The 19,381-nt window shown below is 68.2% G+C and carries 14 protein-coding genes; 12 read left to right on the forward strand and 2 right to left on the reverse strand.

The window, feature by feature from the left end:
* Positions 1-277 precede the first annotated feature (277 nt).
* The 3 genes from lepA to ACWPXK_RS31225 all read left to right on the forward strand — a co-directional run bounded on the left by lepA (position 278) and on the right by ACWPXK_RS31225 (position 6,685).
* Complete coding sequence (lepA, locus tag ACWPXK_RS31215; RefSeq protein ID WP_454199750.1) at positions 278-2,155, forward strand: translation elongation factor 4; 1,878 nt, start codon at positions 278-280, stop codon at positions 2,153-2,155.
* 401 nt (positions 2,156-2,556) lie between these two features.
* Positions 2,557-4,782 (forward strand): hypothetical protein, encoded by a 2,226-nt coding sequence (locus ACWPXK_RS31220; RefSeq protein WP_454199751.1) that lies wholly within the window; start codon positions 2,557-2,559, stop codon positions 4,780-4,782.
* 82 nt (positions 4,783-4,864) lie between these two features.
* The gene (locus ACWPXK_RS31225) at positions 4,865-6,685 is read left to right on the forward strand and encodes a dynamin family protein (RefSeq protein ID WP_454199752.1); all 1,821 of its coding nucleotides are present in this window, start codon (positions 4,865-4,867) and stop codon (positions 6,683-6,685) included.
* Positions 6,686-6,949: 264 nt separating this feature from the next.
* Here ACWPXK_RS31225 and ACWPXK_RS31230 read toward each other — a convergent pair whose 3' ends face one another.
* A complete protein-coding gene (locus ACWPXK_RS31230; protein ID WP_454199753.1) occupies positions 6,950-8,932 on the reverse strand; it encodes a glycoside hydrolase family 15 protein in 1,983 nt (660 codons plus the stop codon).
* Positions 8,933-9,033: 101 nt separating this feature from the next.
* Between ACWPXK_RS31230 and ACWPXK_RS31235 the strand changes: the two genes are divergently transcribed.
* From ACWPXK_RS31235 to ACWPXK_RS31275, 9 genes are all read left to right on the forward strand, one after another.
* Complete coding sequence (locus tag ACWPXK_RS31235; RefSeq protein ID WP_454199754.1) at positions 9,034-9,315, forward strand: hypothetical protein; 282 nt, start codon at positions 9,034-9,036, stop codon at positions 9,313-9,315.
* A 474-nt stretch (positions 9,316-9,789) separates the two neighbouring features.
* The gene (locus tag ACWPXK_RS31240; RefSeq protein WP_312038717.1) at positions 9,790-9,879 is read left to right on the forward strand and encodes an Ms4533A family Cys-rich leader peptide; all 90 of its coding nucleotides are present in this window, start codon (positions 9,790-9,792) and stop codon (positions 9,877-9,879) included.
* Positions 9,880-10,080: 201 nt separating this feature from the next.
* On the forward strand, positions 10,081-11,127 hold the full coding sequence (locus tag ACWPXK_RS31245) for a sulfate ABC transporter substrate-binding protein (protein WP_454199755.1): 1,047 nt from the start codon (positions 10,081-10,083) through the stop codon (positions 11,125-11,127).
* 129 nt (positions 11,128-11,256) lie between these two features.
* The gene (gene cysT / locus ACWPXK_RS31250) at positions 11,257-12,057 is read left to right on the forward strand and encodes a sulfate ABC transporter permease subunit CysT (protein ID WP_454199802.1); all 801 of its coding nucleotides are present in this window, start codon (positions 11,257-11,259) and stop codon (positions 12,055-12,057) included.
* A 49-nt stretch (positions 12,058-12,106) separates the two neighbouring features.
* Positions 12,107-12,913, forward strand: a complete 807-nt coding sequence (gene cysW, locus ACWPXK_RS31255) for a sulfate ABC transporter permease subunit CysW (protein ID WP_454199756.1) — start codon at positions 12,107-12,109, stop codon at positions 12,911-12,913.
* A complete protein-coding gene (locus ACWPXK_RS31260; protein WP_364327690.1) occupies positions 12,910-13,905 on the forward strand; it encodes a sulfate/molybdate ABC transporter ATP-binding protein in 996 nt (331 codons plus the stop codon). The genes cysW and ACWPXK_RS31260 overlap by 4 nt, the downstream gene beginning before the upstream one ends.
* A 549-nt stretch (positions 13,906-14,454) precedes the next feature.
* Positions 14,455-15,588, forward strand: coding sequence for an Hsp70 family protein (locus ACWPXK_RS31265; RefSeq protein ID WP_454199757.1), 1,134 nt, complete (start codon positions 14,455-14,457; stop codon positions 15,586-15,588).
* 214 nt (positions 15,589-15,802) lie between these two features.
* Positions 15,803-16,819 (forward strand): AurF N-oxygenase family protein, encoded by a 1,017-nt coding sequence (locus ACWPXK_RS31270; RefSeq protein ID WP_454199758.1) that lies wholly within the window; start codon positions 15,803-15,805, stop codon positions 16,817-16,819.
* Between the two features lie 5 nt (positions 16,820-16,824).
* Entirely contained in the window at positions 16,825-18,405 is a 1,581-nt protein-coding gene (locus ACWPXK_RS31275) for an FAD-dependent oxidoreductase (RefSeq protein ID WP_454199759.1), read from the forward strand.
* 53 nt (positions 18,406-18,458) lie between these two features.
* On the opposite strand, the gene ACWPXK_RS31280 is transcribed toward ACWPXK_RS31275, so the two are convergent.
* Positions 18,459-19,220 (reverse strand): SDR family NAD(P)-dependent oxidoreductase, encoded by a 762-nt coding sequence (locus ACWPXK_RS31280; protein WP_454199760.1) that lies wholly within the window; start codon positions 19,218-19,220, stop codon positions 18,459-18,461.
* Positions 19,221-19,381: the final 161 nt, after the last annotated feature.

Genomic DNA, 19,381 nt, shown 5'->3' on the forward strand with positions numbered 1-19,381 from the left:
ATCCAGGATCCGGGCGCACATGAGTCCCGGAGACGGGAAAGCAAGGGGCGACATTCCAAGCCCCGTCGGGTGCGAGTCTTACGAGCACCGTTCGCGGCCCGTCTCGCGTCCGAGTGACCGAAGCGCATGCGCCGCAGGCGCGAGTCTCGGTCGCTCGGACGCGAGACTTCCCGGGGCCGCGAACACGCAGCGCCGCAGGCGCTGCAAATCGAACACAGCACCACCGGCCGAAGCTTCACACTGCTCATGGGACGATGGGAGCAGTTTGCCGATACCCATGAGGAGTGGAGTGCCCGCCAGCTTCGCCGACACGACGTTCACCGATCCCGCGCGGATCCGGAACTTCTGCATCATCGCGCACATCGACCACGGCAAGTCGACGCTGGCCGACCGGATGCTGCAACTGACCGGTGTGGTCGAGGAACGGCAGATGCGCGCCCAGTATCTGGACCGGATGGATATCGAGCGCGAACGCGGCATCACGATCAAGGCCCAGAACGTGCGGCTGCCATGGAGGCCGCGGACGGGCGAGCACGCGGACACCGACTTCGTGCTGCACCTCATCGACACGCCCGGTCACGTGGACTTCACCTACGAGGTCTCGCGGGCACTGGAGGCATGTGAGGGCGCGATCCTGCTGGTCGACGCCGCGCAGGGCATCGAGGCGCAGACATTGGCCAATCTGTACTTGGCGCTGGACAAGGATCTGACCGTCATCCCGGTGCTGAACAAGATCGACCTGCCCGCCGCGGACCCGGAGCGCTACGCCGCCGAGCTGGCGCACATCGTCGGCTGTGAGCCCTCGGACGTGCTGCGCGTCTCCGGCAAGACCGGCGAGGGCGTGGCCGATCTGCTCGACCAGGTGATCGCTCAGGTGCCGCCGCCGGTGGGCGACGCCGACGCGCCCGCCCGCGCGATGATCTTCGACTCGGTCTACGACACCTACCGCGGCGTGGTCACCTACGTCCGCGTGGTGGACGGCAAGCTGACCCCGCGCGAGAAGATCAAGATGATGTCCACCGGCGCCACCCATGAGCTGCTGGAGATCGGCATCGTCTCGCCGGAACCCAAACCGACCCGGGGACTCGGCGTCGGCGAGGTCGGCTACCTGATCACCGGCGTGAAGGACGTGCGTCAGTCCAAGGTCGGCGACACGGTGACGGGCGCGCGCGGTGGCGCCAGCGAGCCGCTCACCGGCTACCGCGAGCCGCGTCCGATGGTCTACTCCGGCCTGTACCCGGTGGACGGGTCCGACTATCCCGACCTCCGTGACGCGTTGGAGAAACTGCAGCTCAACGACGCAGCGCTCACCTATACCCCGGAGACGTCGGTGGCGCTGGGGTTCGGCTTCCGCTGCGGCTTCCTCGGCCTGCTGCACATGGAGATCACCCGCGAGCGCCTGCAGCGCGAGTTCGACCTGGACCTGATCTCGACCGCGCCGAACGTGGTGTACCGGGTGGAGATGGAAGACGGCGCCGAGCACGTCGTCACCAATCCGTCGTACTGGCCGGAAGGCAAGGTGCGCAAGGTCTACGAACCGGTCGTGAAGTGCACCATCATCTCGCCGAGCGAGTTCATCGGCTCGATCATGGAACTGTGCCAGTCCCGCCGCGGCGAACTCGGCGGCATGGACTATCTGTCCGAGACCCGGGTCGAGCTGCGCTACACCATGCCGATGGCGGAGATCATCTTCGACTTCTTCGACTCGCTGAAGTCGCGCACCCGCGGCTACGCCAGCCTCGACTACGAGGAGTCGGGCGAGCAGGAATCGCAGCTGGTGAAGGTGGACATCCTGTTGCAGGGCGAGGCGGTGGACGCGTTCAGCGCGATCGTGCACAAGGACGCCGCCCAGGCCTACGGCCACAAGATGACCACCAAGCTGCGCGAGCTGATTCCGCGCCAGCAGTTCGAGGTGCCGATCCAGGCCGCGATCGGTTCGAAGATCATCGCGCGGGAGAACATCCGGGCCATCCGCAAAGACGTGCTCGCGAAGTGCTACGGCGGTGACATCAGCCGCAAGCGCAAGCTGCTGGAGAAGCAGAAGGAAGGCAAGAAGCGGATGAAGACGATCGGCCGGGTCGACGTCCCGCAGGAAGCCTTCGTGGCCGCCTTGTCCTCCGACGCCGCCTCGGACAAGCCGAAGGACAAGAAGTAGGCACGGGCCCGTCGCGTGCGGTCACACGGGCGGGCGTGCCGTCGTCGAGTTCGGCCGTGCCGCAAGGCAACTCGTCCGGCTGACCGATCGCCGGGGCAACTCCGGGAATCCATCGCCTCTGGCGGCCATTCCCTCGGGCGCTCATCGCCGCTGGGATCGTGACCTTTTCGATCAGGCCTGGTAGCGGTGGGTATTGGAGACCGCGTCCAGTCCGGAAGGCCGCTGGAAATAGGGCTTTCGGTCCGGTAATTCGGATGGCAAGGTTGTGTTGCTCGCCACAGCCGTATTCCCTACAGTCCTGGAGAATGTGACAGGCGAGTATTCCCGAAATACTGTTGGGTGATCTTCACTTGGTCGGACCGGCGTGGTGAGGATGCTGGACAACCGAGAGTGGAGCTTCTATGACGCGTGATCTGCCCTTCGATGACGACAACGAAGCGGCCGACCGCGCGGGCGACACCGCCTACCGGGTGGCCACCGGCGTCGCGCGGGTCGCGCGAGCGGGCGCCTACGTCACCGGCGGCGCCCTCGTGGCCGCCAATGGTGGCGGCGTACCCGCACAGCCCGGCGAATCCCGGCTCGACAGCTGGAACACCGGCTGGGCGCACAGCACCGATCCCGATCCCGACCAGCCGAGCCCGGTGATCACCTTCCCCGATCCGGTCGAGCTGGATCCGTTCCCGCCGCACGCATCGAATGTTCCGGTGGCGCATGGCAACCCGGCACCGGGGATCCCGCTGCCCGGCACCGGCGCCGCACCCGCCGAGTTTTCGCTGCCCACGCTCGGCGGCGAGTACAACGGCACCGACGCGGGGCTGTCGCTGCCCACGCTCGGCGGTGAGGGTGGCGCCGACGCCGGGATGTCGCTGCCGAGCCTGCCGGGCGGCGACGCGGGTGCGAACAGCATGCAGGTGCCCGGACAGTCCGGTGGCGGCGTCCCGGGACTGGGCGGTATCCCCGGCACGGATAGCGGTTTCCCGGGCGGATCGGCCATTCCGGGCCAGGGCAACGTGTCCAACGGACTTTCGCTCCCCGGTGTACGGTCCGAGTCCTCCCGCGAACTCGACGAGCCCGGCGGGCACGGGTTCGGCCTGCCCGGCCACGGCCTCGGCCAGGCCGGACACGGTTTCGGCCTGCCCGGTGCGAACGGTTTCGTCGCACCCGGCTCCACCGTCTTCGACCTGCCCGGCACCAGCCCGGTCGCCGCGGCGCCGACCGCGGGTGATCCGTTCGACGGCATCGGCGCGGGCGGCGACCAGCTCGGCATGTTCGTCGGCACGCAGTGGTCGGTCGACGCCGGGCTCGGTCCGAACGGGATCTACTTCACCTCCGAGATGCAGGTCGACCTCGGGGTCGGCCAGGTCGGCGACCAGCTCGACGAGTACACCGACTGGCTGGCCGACGGCATCCGCGTGCCGGACGGCACCGACCGCGCGGTCACCGAGACGCAGGCGCCGGGGCAGGGCGGTACCGGCCTGCTCGGCGGGCTCGGCACGCCGACCACGGGCACGTCCGCGGCGCAGTCCTCGGCGGCGTCCTCCGCGGTGCAGTCCTCGGCCACGTCGGGTGCCGCGCAGCCGCTGGCCGCCTCGGCCCCCATCGGCACCGCCCCCGTCGTCTCGGTCGCTCCCGCGGCTTCGGTCGCCCCTGCTTCCGCGGTGGCACCGGCCGCCTCGGTGGCTCCCGCCGCCCCGATGCCCGCGCCCGCACCCGCGGCGGTCGCCGCCGCTCCGGTCGTCGCGGTCACACCGCTGCAGACCACGGTCCAGCCCGATGCGGCCTCGACGCCGATCGCGAATGTGTTTGCCGCGCCGGAGGGGCCGTCGGTACTCACCGCACCGGCCGCGTCGCTGCCCGCGCTGTTCGACGCGGTCCGCCCGACGCCGCCGGTGAAGCCGGCGCCGGTGACCGATCCGCAACCGTCGCACCCGACGCAAACGCCGACGACGGTGACAAACCCCACCACGATCATCAAGACCACACCGACGCCGAGTGTCCCCGGCGACGTGACCACCCCGTCCGTGCCGAAGACGCCGGACCATGACATCACCAAGCTCCCCGGCGTCACCACGGCGCCACACGGCGGTATCACCACCGGCCCGGACGTGACGACCACCAAAATCCCCGGCGTGACCGTCACCCCGGCGCCCACGCACGGCGCTCCGTCCACCTCGGACGACGACGTGACGACACCGGGCGGCAATACCGGCCGTCCCAGCACCGGGGGAACGTCGCACAGCACTCGGCCGACGAACGACATCCCGAGCGATGATGTGCCGACCGTGAGTCGCCCGTCCGATCCGACGTTCTCCGCGCCCGACCAGCCGACCGTGGCGCCGACCTACAGCGCGCCCGCTCATGCGCCCACCGTCGAGCCGCACACGCCGGTCCCGACCCACATCGCCCCCACCCAGCCGCCGGTGCCGGTCAAGCCGCAGGTGATCGACCCCAAGCCGCAAGGAATCTCGGCGCCGCTGGCGGTCGACCACCCGGTCGCCGACCATACCTACGACAACTCCGCGCTGATGGCCTCCGGAAGTGGTCTGTCCGGCGCATTGCTGCCCGACTCGGCCATAGCAGAGACGCACCACACCGCGTCCGGTGTGCTCGACGTCTCGCTGTTGTAGCAGGGCTGCAAGGGGATTGGACGACTGCGGAGCATACGCAGGGGGTATATCGAACGAGAGTCATCGAGATTAAGGAGGAGGGTTGTCTGCCGCTGCCGGGCTGACGGCCGCAACGGTGAAACATCCGGATGCGATGGCCCCGCTCATCCGAATACTCGACGAGCTGCGGGAGACGGCCCGATCCGCCGGGCGTGACGATCTCGGCAGCCGGCTGAACATGGTCCGCGCCAGGGTGAGTGATCCCCGGGTGCGGCTCGTGGTCGTCGGTCATCCGAAGAACGGTATGAGCACGCTGGTCAACAGCCTGGTCGGCGCCTCGGTGAGTGCGACGAACAGCGATCTGAGCGTCCCGGTGATCGTCGAGTACGGCCCGGAGCCGACCGCGACGCTGGTGCGCCAGACCGAATACGGTCGCACCGAACGCCAGTCGGTCGACCCGCTCGATCCGGGTCCGGCCCTGGCCGCCCAGGGTGTCGTCCGCGCCGAGTTCACCCAGCCGAGCCCGTTGCTGGCCGATGGCGTCGTGGTCATGGACGCGCCGGGTGCGCTGGGCGACAACCGCACCACCTGGTCGATGATCGCCGCGGCCGACGCCGTGCTCTACGTCGGGAACGCGGGCGCCGAGCTGACCATGGAACAGATCGCGGAATTGCAGCGCATCCAGCAGATCTGCCCGACGGTGATCTGCGTGCTGAACAAGATCGACGTCTTTCCGCACTGGTCGCACACCCAGCAACGCAATCGGGAACTGCTCGACGCGGCAGGGCTCGGCTTCGCGGTCGCGCCGGTGTCCGCGGAATTGCATCGGCAGGCCGGGACGATGGGCGACTACCAGCGCGACATCGAGTCGGGTGTGCCGCAACTGATCGACCATCTGCGCGACTACGTGATCGCCCGCGCGGACGCGGTGGCGTTGGAAGCCGGGGTCGGAGATATCCGCTTGGTCTGCGACCACCTCGCGCTGACGCTGCGGAACGAGGCCGAGGCGCTGCGTGATCCGCACCGCAGGGCCGAGATCACCGACCAGCTCGTCCGCGCCCGCGATGAAGCCGAGCAGTTGCGGCAGCGCACAGCGAATTGGCAGGTCACCCTCGTCGACGGCGGCACGGAGCTGATGGCCGACATCGAGCACGACCTGCGTCACCGGCTGCGCAGCCTGATCCGCGACGCCGAGGCCGAGATCGCCAGGACCGATCCGGCCCGCCGGTGGAGGGATTTCGGCGCCGACCTGGACGCGCGAATCTGCGAGGCCGTCGAAGAGAATTTCGCCGTGGCGCACTATCGCTCGGTGGAGTTGGGCGAGCAGGTGGCCGCCAAGTTCCCGGCCCACAACCGTGCCGCGCCGCTGGTCGACCTGCGGTTGGCCAATCCGGGGGAGGTACTCGAAGCGGTGCAGCCCCTGGAGCCGCTGGAGAGCGCGAAAGCCGGTGTGACCCAGCAGTTCCTGACCGGTCTGCGCGGCTCCTACGGCGGCATCCTGATGGTCGGCCTTGCCACCAGCCTGCTCGGTATGTCCTTGGTGAACTGGTACTCGGCGGGCGCGGGCGTCCTGCTCGGCGTGAACGCGCTGTGGGACGACCGCAAGAACCGCAAGCTGCGTCGCCGCGCCGAGGCCAAGGTCGCGGTCGCCCGCCTGATGGACGACGTGATCTTCCAGGTCGGCAAGGAATCGCGAAACCGCTTGCGCGCCATGCAGCGTGTGCTGCGCGACCACTTCACCGAGATCGCGACCGAGGCCTCGCGCGGCGCGGACGAAGCACTGCGGCTCGCCGAGGAGAACTACGGAAAGTACGCCGACCGCGGACAGGAACGGATCGCCGAGCTCGAGGCGCGGCTGGGCAAACTACGCGTACTGCGCGAGGAAGCTGCCCGCCTCTCCGAACCTTTAGGCCGTACTAGTTAGGTGGCGCGGGATTTGCGTTCAGGTCCTGCGTTGGGTGCCGCTCGAGCTCTGGGCGTTCCCGGTGAGTTACCCATGTTCTTGCGAAATCGGCAGTTGCGTGCAAGGACTGGCAGTCAGGGGAATGACTCGTGCTGTGGGACCCGGTGGTGGTAGAGGAAACCATCCAGTTTTGTCAGACCGGATGACCGGGTGGTGGCAGAGGAAACCGCCCAGTTTTGTCAGACAGGGTGACCGGGTGGTGGTAGAGGAAACCACCCAGTTTTGTCAGACAGGATGACCGGGTGGTGTGTGCGCGGGCTGGAATTGGCCTGCGTGCCGGGAGTCCTCGGCCCTGATCACGTGCGTGACGGCGTTGATCAGCGCGAGGTGGGTGAACGCCTGCGGGAAGTTGCCCAGGTGGCGGCCGCTGCGCGGGTCGATCTCCTCGGCATACAGCCGTAGCGGGCTGGCGAAGCCGAGCAGCCGCTCGCACAGATGCCTGGCCCGCTGGGTCTCGCCGATCTCGACCAGCGCGGAGACCAGCCAGAACGAACAGATGGTGAACGCTCCTTCCACGCCGCTCAATCCGTCATCGGTGGTCTCGGTGCGATATCGCAGGACGAGGCCGTTTTCGGTGAGGCGCTCGGCGATGGCGAGCACGGTGGCGCGTACCCGCTGATCCTCCGGTGGCAGGAATCGGGTGAGCACCACAAGCAGCAGCGAGGCGTCCAGCGTGTCGCCGCCGTAGACCTGGGTGAACACGCCGTCGGAGTTCACCCCGTTGGCCAGGACGTCGGCCTTGATCTCCTCGGCGATGCCGTACCACTCTTCGGCGTGCTCGTACTGGCCGTGCAGCTCGGCGAGTTTCGCGCCGCGGTCGAGCGCCACCCAGCACATCACCTTGGACGAGGTGAAATGCTGTGGCTCGCCGCGCACTTCCCAGATGCCGCGGTCGGGCTCCTTCCAATGCGCGATGGCCGCGTGCACCTGGCGGACCAGCAGCGGCCACAAGGTCTCCGGCACTTGCTGGCGCGACTTCACGTGCAGGTACACCGCATCCAGCATGGTGCCCCAGATATCGTGCTGGTCCTGGTTGTAGGCGTTGTTGCCCTTCCGCACCGGCCGGGCGTTGTCGTAACCGCTCAGATGGTCGAGGACGGTCTCGGTGAGCTCCCGCTCGCCGCCGATGCCGTAGAGCACCTGCAGCGGAACGGGTTCGCCGTTCTCGCCGGTCGTCGCGTCGTTGAGGAAGGCGAAGAAGTCGTCGGCCTCGCGGTCGAGGCCGAGCGTGTACAGACCCCACAGCGCGAAACTGGCATCCCGCACCCAGGTGTAGCGGTAGTCCCAGTTGCGTTCGCCGCCAGGGGTTTCCGGTAGTGATGTGGTCGGCGCCGCCATCAGTGCTCCGGTCGGCGCGTAGGTGAGTCCCTTGAGCGTGAGCGCACTGCGCTGCAAATAGTTGCGCCACGGATGGTCCGGGAACTTGCCCAGGGTGATCCACTGGCGCCAGCATTCGGTGGTCTGCCACATCTTGTGCGCGGCCTCTTCGAACGTACGCGGTGCGGGCAGCTCCGACCAGGTGAGCGCGACGAAGACCTCGTCGCCCTCCTTCATCCTGGTGCGGGCGCGGGCCTCCCTGCCCTCCAGGCCGAGGCGCAGATCCGTGGTGAGCACGAGGGTCGGACCGGCACTCGGGTCGTCGCTGCGGACCGCGGTCGCCTCCTCGTACACCTTGCCGGTGTACTCCCAGCGGGCGGTGGCCTGGTGATAGTCGAAGGCGGGCTCGCAGCTCATCTCCAGCTCGACGGTGCCGTTCACGCATTTCACCGTGCGCAGCAGCAGGTGCTCCGCATCCCAGTCCATCGGCGTGCGCCGGTGTGTCCTGCTGCGCTGATCGAGGTTGTGCCACCCGCCGAGCACCAGCGCGTCGCGCACGATCAGCCAGCCGGTGCCGGTCTGCCAGGTGGTCTCCAGGATCATCCCGCCGGGCAGGTAGCGGCGGGCGGCGGGCACGTTGACGCCGTAGGGCCCGATGCGGAAGTGGCCCGCGCTCCGATCCAGGATCGCGCCGAAGATGCTCGGCGAGTCCGGCCGCGGCACGCACATCCATTCCACCGCGCCGTTGCTGGCGACCAGGCAGCTGGTCTCACAGTCGGACAGGAACGCGTAGTCATCGATCGGCGGGTGGGCACCGTGGCGGTGCGGCTCGGCCAGGTTCGACGGCATGCCGTCGGTGTCGTTGGCGATGAGGTCATCTGCGGACGCCATACCCCATCTTGGGGTCGATGCGGGCCTCTCGTCCACTGCTGGGTGGCCGTCGCGGTTCCCGGTCCTACGGAGCCCAGCGGCGAACCGACTAGGCTGGAGCCGTGCATCGCATCGCAGGATGGTGGGACGGTTTCGAGCTGTGGGTCGCGGGGCTGCCGTTCATTCCGCAGTTCCTGGTGGTCCTCGTGGGCATGGTCCCGATCAGCTTCGCCATCGCCTACGGGCTCGACCGCGTCCTGCGTGCCGTGCTGCGCATGCTCGACCGCCGGTACGCCGCCGATATCGTGCCGGTGCGGCCCGCACCGATCGCCGCGGCGGCGATGCCCGATCCCGAGCAGGTCGCCGCGGAGGACCGCAGGCCCGTGCAGAGCGGAGCGCGCTGATGCCTCGTTCGCGGGTCCAGCTCGCGCTGGTCGCTCTGCTCGTGCTCATCGTCGTCGCCTGGTTGATCACCCGCTGAGCGCGGCGCCGCTGGAATTCCCACCGATCCGCGGAGCGGGTTTGCGCGACGGAGCCACCATCTTCGGGCGCTGTCCAGCCGGTCCGCGGTCAGGTCGGATTCGTGCGTATGCGGGGGCGGCGACCGCGTCATCTCGTCGCTGATCCGGCGTCGCGATGCTCCGGGGCGGCTGGTGTGACGTTCCTGGGGAACTACGCAGCGTGCCGGGCACCAATGCCGTATCTCGGCAGTGACCGCAAGATAACCAGGACCATGCGGTCGGCGGGATGCGCCCGCGGCCGCGACCGCAGGGGGACAGGGTACGCACGCGATGCGCACCGGTGAACATGCGATGAAACCCCGCTCTTCCTGCGATCTTCGATTCGAACTCCGCCGGGCGCTCTGCTACAGTCGGCCCGTGTCGTCGAGCGCAGTCCCGCAGGTCCGCCATGAGTTGGCGTTGATTGCTGTCGGTGACCTCGCGGTCGCGGACATCTACTGTCGTTGATCGGCGACCGGGCACGTCCGCGTCTCGTTTCCCAGTAGACTGGCGCGCTTCCCGCGGATGTGCTCGTCCTCCCGGCCCGTCGCGGCCGATAGTCGCGCCACTGCCGTCGTATGTCGTCGGCAGGTCTACTGATCAACACCACTGTCGCCGCCACCGACGTATTACCGGAGAGCTGGCGGTCCGCACGAAAGGTCCACCCCGATGGCTCGCAAATCCTGGCTTTCGCCGCGCCGACGCTACAGCGCCGTTGCCCTTGCCACACTCGCGGCGGTCGCGCTGACCGCGTGCGGCGGCGGAGCCAGCGACACAGTCGGGGGAGACAACGCCGATGGCAGCGCGGGCACCCTGAACCTCTACGCCTACGCCGTGCCGAAGCCCGGTTTCGACAAGGTGATCCCCGAGTTCAACAAGACCGAGCAGGGCAAGGGCGTCCAGATCAAGCAGTCCTACGGCGCCTCCGGCGACCAGTCCCGCAAGGTGAAGGACGGAGCCGAAGCGGACATCGTAAACTTTTCGGTGGAGCCCGACATCACCCGACTGGTCGACGCCGGCTTGGTGGACGCCAGCTGGAACGCCGACGCGACCAAGGGAATTCCGTTCGGTTCGGTGGTCGCGCTCGTGGTGCGCAAGGGCAACCCGAAGGGCATCAAGGACTGGGACGACCTGCTGAAGCCGGGCATCGAGGTGGTCACCCCGAACCCGTTCAGCTCCGGTTCGGCCAAGTGGAACCTCTTGGCGCCGTACGCGGCCAAGAGCGACGGCGGCAAGAACCCGCAGGCGGGCCTGGACTACCTGAGCCAGCTGGTCTCCAAAGACCATGTGAAGGTGCAGCCGAAGTCCGGCCGGGAGGCGACCGAGACCTTCCTGCAGGGCACCGGTGACGTGCTGCTGAGCTACGAGAACGAGGCGATCTTCGCCGAGCGCAACGGCGACCCGATCGAGCACATCGTCCCGCCGGTCACCTTCAAGATCGAGAACCCGGTCGCGGTGCTGAAGAACAGCAAGAACCAGGAGAAGGCGGTCGCCTTCCGCGACTTCCTGTTCACCGCCGAAGGCCAGAAGGCCTGGGCCGCCGCCGGTTTCCGCCCGGTCGACCCGAAGGTCGCCGCCGACTACGCCAAGGACTTCCCGACCCCGCAGCAGCTGTGGACGATCGCCGATCTCGGCGGCTGGAAGACGGTGGACAAGGAGCTGTTCGCCGCGAACATCGGCTCCGTCGCGGTGATCTACGACAAGGCGACCAAGTAGCAGGGTGACCCTCGTTACACGGGATACTGGACGATTGTGATTGACAGCAGTAACGCCGGGACCGCGCAGGCGGACGGTCCCGGCGTCTCCGACGCCGCGCGCCGCACCGGGCGCTGGAACTGGTCGTGGCTGCGCGTGACCGGCTCGGTCGGCCCGCTCGGCATCGCCACCGCGGTGCTGTGGCTGAGCATCATCGTGCTGCTGCCGCTGGCGGCGCTCACCGTGACCAGCTTCGAGGACGGCTGGTCCGGCTTCGTCGACGCCGTCACCGCGCCCGCCGCGCTGGACTCGCTGCGCATCACCGTGCTCGTCTCGGTGGTGGTGGCGGTGATCAACGTGGTGATGGGCACGCTCATCGCCTGGGTGCTGGTGCGCGACCAGTTCCCCGGCAAGGGCGTGGTCAACGCGTTGATCGACCTACCGTTCGCGTTGCCGACGATCGTGGCCAGCATCGTGCTGCTGTCGCTCTACGGACCGCAGAGCCCGATCGACATCCACCTCAACGCCACCCAGCCGGGCCTGGTGGTGGCGCTGGCATTCGTCACGCTGCCGTTCGTGGTGCGCTCGGTGCAGCCGGTGCTGATCGAGGCCGACCGCGAGGTCGAGCAGGCCGCGCTCTCGCTCGGCGCGAACAACTGGACCACGTTCCGCCGGATCGTGCTTCCCGCGTTGACGCCCGCGATCATCAGCGGCGGCGGCCTCGCCTTCGCCCGCGCGATCGGTGAATACGGGTCGGTGGTGCTGATCGGTGGTGCGATCCCGCGCGAGACCGAGATGGCCTCCCAGTACATCCAGAAGCAGATCGAGATCGACCGGCCGGTGAACGCGGCGGCGGTGTCCGTGGCACTGCTCGCCATCTCGTTCGCGACGCTGCTCGTGCTGCGGCTGCTCGCCGAACGCAGCGCCCGCAAGGAACAGGCGACCCGATGAGACACGATCGCGCATCCGTCGGCGACTCCCGCAGGATGGAGCACACCCGATGAAACTGTCCCCGTTGACCCGCATTTCGTTGCGGACGGTGGCGCTCGGCTACCTGTTCGTGCTGCTGGTGCTGCCGTTGGTCATCATTCTGTTGCGCACCTTCGAACGGGGCGTCGGCGCGTTCGTCGACTCGATCACCACACCCGCGGCGATCTCGGCGTTCCAGCTGTCTCTGGTGATCGTGGCGATCGTCGTCCCGGTGAACGTCGTCTTCGGAATCGTGACGGCGCTCGCGCTGGTCCGTGGAAACTTCCCGGGCCGCAATCTGGTTCAGGGCATCGTCGACCTGCCGTTCGCGGTCTCGCCCGTGGTGGTCGGCGTGTCGCTGATCCTGCTCTGGGGCGCGGGTGGCTGGTTCGGCGGGCTGGAAGACCTGGGTTTGAAGGTGATCTTCAACCTGCCCGGCATGGTGATCGCGACCATTTTCGTCACGCTGCCGTTCGTGGTGCGCGAAGTCGAGCCGGTGCTGCACGAGATCGGCGACGACCAGGAGCTGGCCGCGGCCACCCTCGGTGCGTCCCGGTGGCAGACGTTCTGGCGGATCACACTGCCCGCGATCCGATGGGGCCTGACCTATGGTGTGGTGCTCACCGTGGCCCGCGCGCTCGGCGAGTTCGGCGCGGTGATCATGGTGTCCTCGGCGCTGCCGGGCCAGTCGCTGACGTTGACGCTGCTGGTGCACGGCCGGTACATCAACGACCACAACACCTTCGGCGCCTACTCCGCCGCGACCTTGCTGATGGGCATCGCGCTCGTCACCCTTCTGCTGATGACCCTCCTCGAACGTAAGCGGGACGCAAAGTGATCACCGTGACCAACGCGAACAAGAACTACGGTTCGTTCGCCGCCCTGGACGACGTCACCATCGACATCCCCTCCGGTGAGCTGACCGCGCTGCTTGGCCCTTCGGGGTCGGGCAAGTCGACGCTGCTGCGCTCGATCGCCGGGCTGGAGTCGCTGGACTCCGGCGTGGTCAGCATCGCGGGCCGCGACGTCACCCGGGTGCCGCCGCAGAAGCGCGACATCGGTTTCGTGTTCCAGCATTACGCGGCGTTCAAGCACATGACCGTGCGCGACAACGTGGCGTTCGGCCTGAAGATCCGCAAGCGCCCGAAGAACGAGATCAACAAGCGCGTCGACGAGCTGCTCGGCATCGTCGGGCTGGACGGCTTCCAGCACCGGTACCCCGCGCAGCTGTCGGGCGGCCAGCGTCAGCGCATGGCGCTGGCCCGCGCGCTCGCCGTCGATCCGCAGGTGCTGCTGCTGGACGAGCCGTTCGGCGCGCTGGACGCCAAGGTTCGCGCCGATCTGCGTACCTGGCTGCGCCGCCTGCACGAGGAGGTCCACGTGACCACCGTGCTGGTCACCCACGACCAAGAGGAGGCGCTCGACGTCGCCGACCGCATCGCGGTGATGAACAAGGGCCGTATCGAGCAAATCGGCACTCCGGAGGATGTGTACGACCGGCCCGCCAACGAGTTCGTCATGTCCTTCCTCGGCGCCGTGGCCCGGCTCAACGGACATCTGGTGCGTCCACACGACATTCGCGTCGGTCGTGACCCGAGCATGGCGCACGCCGAGCACGAGGGCACGGCGGAATCCGCCGGCGTCACCAGGGCTACGGTGGAGCGCGTGGTCCATCTCGGCTTCGAGGTGCGGGTGGAACTGCGCAACGCCGCGACCGGCGACCTGTTCGCCGCGCAGGTCACCCGCGGTGACGCGGAGGCGCTGCGGCTTTCGGACGGCGAGACGGTCTACGTCCGGGCCACCCGCATTCCGGAACTTCCTGCGCACTAGGACATTTCGGATAGCCGCGACTCGATCCGGCAGCTGTGTGCTGGAAAGTTGCTGTGCTTCTCGGGTGTTCGGCGACGGCCGTCTCGTGCCAGTCCGCGGTGCGGTGATGGGCCGAGCTGACGGCACGGGGGTCGTATCGCGATGCCGGTGATCGCGACGTCGAGCCAGGTGTGTGAGCGGATGCGACTACCCGTTGTCCGATTGCTGCCCGCCTTGAAGCGGCAAATCGCCCGCACTTCGGATTTCGGACTTGCCGAGGGGTGTCTCCGCATGTCCGGCGGTTTCGTTCCGGACAGAGCGGTATAAAACGCGAGTCCTGGCAAACCATAACCGGGCATGTGTCGATCTCCGCGTGTCGCAACGAAATCCGACCGGACGGAATGTCCGCCCTGGTGTGCGCAGGTGAGCGCGCCGACGACCGCGCGAGCAACGCGGCCAACGACAGGCGGCCTGCGGACAATCGGTTGTCCGGCCTTGGCAGGAAGATCGCGGAGTGGTTGCCTGGACGGCGTTCGAAGCAAATCGGCACGGCGATCGGGGTGGTTTGCGATGGCGGTTGGTCTCGGATTGAGCATCGGTACGGTGAACACGGTTTCCGTTCTCGCGGAGGAGGGTTCGGCCAAGTCTCCGCCTGGGCGCCGCAAAACGCAGCGCCCGCAGACCATCACGCGCCGGACCACATTGGTCTTCGACAGCACCGGCGTGGCCAGGGTCGGCATGCTGCCGAGGCACGGTCGCGCGGTGACCGAGTTCGCCGATCTCACGCAGCGTTCCAGTACCTGGGCGAGGGTCGGCAACCGCGCGCTCGCGCCGGCGGACCTCGTCGCCACGGTCGCGAAGTGCCTGGTCGGCGAGGTGCTGGAGGATCATCCGGCCGGCGGCGGCATCGGCATCGCGATGACCTATCCCGCCCGCTATGCCGACGAGCAGGTCGACGCGCTACGCGCGGCGCTGGACGGCGTCGAACTCGGACAGGTCGCCTTGGTCGCCGAGCCGGTCGCGGCGGCGGCCTGGCTGGAAGCCGATCGCGGTCCGCTGATGCCCGGACTCGCGCTGGTCTACGATCTTGGCGGCGCGGGGCTCGACGTCACCCTGGTCCGGGTCGGGGCGGGGTGTCCGCGCAATCCGGTAGTCGGTGTGTCGTTGCGCTCGACCGAATTCGGCGGACGCGCGTTCGGTGCGTTGGTCGCCGAACATGCCGGACACGATCTGCCCTCGTCCTCGGTCGCGCAGTCGGTCACCGACGCGGCCGCCGACGAACTGCGCGCCCGCCATATCCGGGAATCCGTCCAGCTCGTGTACCGCTGCCTGCGCGTGGCGGACGTCACCATGGCCGATGTCGACTGCGTCCTGGTGGTCGGCGGTGCGGCGCGTCCCGCGGAGGTCGCCCAGGTGCTCGCGGATGAATTGGCCAGGCCGGTGATCACGGCGCCGGATCCCGAGCGGACCATCGCCGACGGCGCCGCGATCCTGGGCCGCAGGGCGGCGGCCGTGGCGGAGGCGGCGGCCGAGCAGCGACGCATCCGGCGCCGCCGTGCCCGTCGTCGCGCCGCCACCCGCGCGCTGATGCTGTCCCGCCGGACCAGGCGCCGGTTGAGCAGGGCGGCCGTCGTCACTGGGGTGTGGACCACCGGGCTCGCGACCTCGCTGTTGGCGGCGGGGGACGGGGCGCTCATGGGCTAGGTGGCTGCCTCCGCTCGGCCCGGGGGGCAGCGGAGGACTTCGTCCGACTGCGCCTATTCGGTGCAGATCCGGGCCGGTGAAATGCATGGGCCGTCCGGCGGTGCGCGTGATGAGGGCGCGCATCGCCGGACGGCCCGAGCAACCGCTGGGTTGACGTAACTCTCTGTTGGTGTAACCATGAGATACAGTTAAATGGTTACATCGAGGAGAGGCAGTGACGACGATGTCCGCAGCCGTGACGCCCGCAGTGGATCCCGATCTGGAGAAGGCGCAGGAGTACGCCGCGAAGCTGCTGCTGCTCTCCGAGGGTTCGGTCAACAAGCACTTCGACCCGTTCGAGGACATCGACTGGGACAATCCCGACTTCGCCGCCGACGCCGGTGAGGAGCGCTGGATCCTGCCGGTTTCCGCCGATACGGTGGCCCGCCACCCCTGGTACCAGGCACTGTCGACCGAGCAGAAGATCGCGGTCGGCAAATACCGGCAGGCGAATATCGCCAAGGTCGGCCTGCAATTCGAGTCGATCCTGATCAGTGGCATGGTCATCCACAACTTCGGCCTGCCGAACGGTTCGCCCGAGTTCCGGTACTGCTCCCACGAGATGATCGAGGAGCACAACCACACCCTGATGTTCCAGGAGATGGTCAACCGGATCGGGCTGGACGTGCCCGGCATGGGCCCGCTGGTCAGCAAGTTCAAGTACCTGGGCGCGCCGGTGGCGGCGTGGTTCCCGAACCTGTTCTTCATGGCGGTGCTGGCCGGGGAAGAGCCGATCGACCACATCCAGAAGCAGATCCTGCGCTCGGGCGAAGAGGTGCACCCGATCATGCGCGGCGTGATGGCGATTCACGTCGCGGAAGAGGCGCGGCACATCTCCTTCGCGCACGAGTTCCTGAAGAACCATGTGCCGCAGGCCAAGCCGATGCAGAAGTTCATTCTTTCGCTGGCCATGCCGATCGTCATGTGGATCCTCGGCCGCGCCATCGTGACCCCGCCGCGGTCGTTCTTCGCCGAGTTCGACATCCCGGAGCAGGTTCGCAAGGAGCTGTTCCATGGGTCCAAGGAGGCCAAGCAGGTCTTCAGCGACTACTTCTGCGACGTGCGCACCCTGGCCAAGGACATCGGACTGATGAACCCGGTCGCCAAGGCCGTCTGGAAGGCGCTCGGGATCGACGGCCACGCCACGCGGTATCGGTCGGAGCCGCTGCGCGCCGCGAGTAAGGTCGCCTGAGCCGTATGCCCTACGTCGTCACCCAATCCTGCTGCAGCGACGCGTCCTGCGTGTACGCCTGCCCGGTCAACTGCATCCATCCCACGCCCGACGAACCGGACTTCCGGACGGCGGAGATGCTGTACGTCGACCCCAAGGCATGCGTGGACTGCGGTGCGTGCGCTACCGCGTGCCCGGTGGACGCCATCGTGTCATCGACGAAGCTGACCGAAGAGCAGAAGCCGTTCATCGAGATCAACGCCGATTTCTACCGGCAGACCCGGCCGCGCCCGCTGCTGGCCCGGCCGGTGCCGGCGGCGCGGATCCACACCGAGCGCACGCCGTTGCGGGTGGCGATCGTGGGGTCGGGTCCGTCGGCGATGTACGCCGCCGATGAGCTGCTGACCCAGCCCGACGTGTCGGTGACCGTGCTCGATCGGCTGCCGGTGCCCTACGGGCTGGCCAGGCACGGCGTCGCGCCGGACCACGACAAGACCCGGAAGGTCGGCGCGCTGTTCGACGTGATCTCGGCGCAACCTGGGTTCGGGTCGTACCTGAATGTCGAGGTCGGCGCGCACGTCTCACCCGCCGAACTGCTCGACCACTTCCACGCGGTGATCTACGCGGTGGGTGCGTCGTCGGATCGCAAGCTCGGCATCCCGGGTGCGGGCCTGGCCGGCAACGTGTCGGCCACCGACTTCGTGGCCTGGTACAACGGGCATCCCGATTACGTGGATCGGATTTTCGACCTGTCCGGTCGGCGTGCGGTGATCGTCGGCAACGGCAATGTCGCCCTCGATGTCGCGCGTGTCCTGACCAGTGACCCGGATGCGCTCGCCGGCACCGACATCGCGCCGTATGCGCTACGGGCATTGCGGGAGAGCAAGGTGGAGGAAGTTGTCGTGCTCGGTCGGCGCGGCCCACTCGAATCCGCGTTCACGGTGCCGGAATTCGTCGGTTTGCTCGGTTGCGATGTGGACATCGTGATCGAAGGCGAGCTGCCCCGCCTCGGCGCGGAGCTGCCCTTCCATGTCGAACAGAAGCTGCGACTGCTGCACAGCGTGCGCACCAGGCCCGTCGGTGAGCGCAAGCGAATCGTATTCCGCTACCTTGCCGCGCCCACCGAAATCCTGGGCACCGACCGGGTGACCGGCATCGAGATCGGCCGCACTGAGCTCGTCACCGACCCGGACGGACGTATTCGCGCGGTCGCGACGGGAGAGACCGATCGGGTCCAGGCCGGAATGGTGCTCACCTCGGTCGGCTACCGCGGCGTCGCGGTGCCGGGCGTGCCGTTCGACGAGAGAGCGGGAGTCGTTCCGAACGCGGAAGGCCGCGTGCTGGAGCGCGCGGGCGGCTCGGTGGTGCCCGGCGCCTACGTCACCGGCTGGATCAAGCGCGGACCCACCGGTTTCATCGGCACGAACAAGTCCTGTGCGCAGGAGACGGTCCGGCAGCTGGCCGCGGACTTCAACGCGGGCCGGCTACCCGAACCCACCGGAACCGCCGCGGAGTTCGACCGCTTGGTGCGTCTGCGTCAGCCCGCGGTGCGCGCCGCCGGAGCCGCTCGCCCCGGCCGCGTCCGCCGTCTGCTGGCTCGCGCCTGAACTCCGCCTCGAGGTACCCCGCCTGCACCGGTACCTCGAGGCGGACCCTTGGGTCAGCGTGCGGTGAATCCGCCATCGATGGCCAGTGCCGCGCCGGTGACGAAACTCGCCTCGCCGCTGAGCAAGTAGGCGCAGAACGAGGCGATTTCGTCCGGAGTGGCGATGCGGCCCATCGGGTGCAGGGCGGCGATGGCCGCCTCCCCTTCGGGCGTGGCGCCCATCGAATTCCGGAACGCCGGAGTGTCGACCGCCCCGGACACCAGCGCGTTGACCCGGACGCCCTGGTCGGCGGCCTCCAGCGCCACCGCTCTGGTCAAGCCGATCACGCCATGCTTGGCCGCCACGTAGGGCGCCACCGAACCCATCCCGACCACGCCGAGATTCGACGCGTTGTTCAGGATCGCGCCGCCGCCGGAGGCCGCCAGCGCGGAAACCTGATGCCGCAGGCCGTAGAACACACTGGTGAGGTTGAGCTCCAGGTCTTCGCGCCAGCCCGCCTCGTCGATCTGCGAGATCGGTCCGAACGCGCGCACGGCGCCCGCGTTGTTGAATGCGGCGTCCAGGCGGCCGTATTCGGAGACCGCCGCCTCGGTCAGCCGGGCCACGTCCTGTTCCACCGTGACATCGGTCGGCACGAACAGCGCGCGCCCGCCGGCCGCGCGGATGTCGGCGGCGACCCGCTCACCCGCGTCTTTGCCGCGCGCGCCGAGCACGACCGCGGCGCCTTCGCCCGCGACCCGCATCGCCACCGCCTTGCCCACGCCCGAGCTGGCGCCGGTGATCAGGACGACTTGCTCGGCGAATCGTGTTGGCATGGTTTCACTTCTCTCTTTCGACTCTCGCGATCCCACCTCGGTGGTGGGGTCTCGCTGTCGAGTCAAGCCGGGGGCCGACGGCGATGCTGGCGTATATCGGACGTTGCGTTGATACGTCAACGAGCTGCCCTGAGTGGCGGCAGCTGGAAATTCACAGCTCG

The sequence above is a fragment of the Nocardia sp. Marseille-Q1738 genome (genome assembly GCF_965283145.1).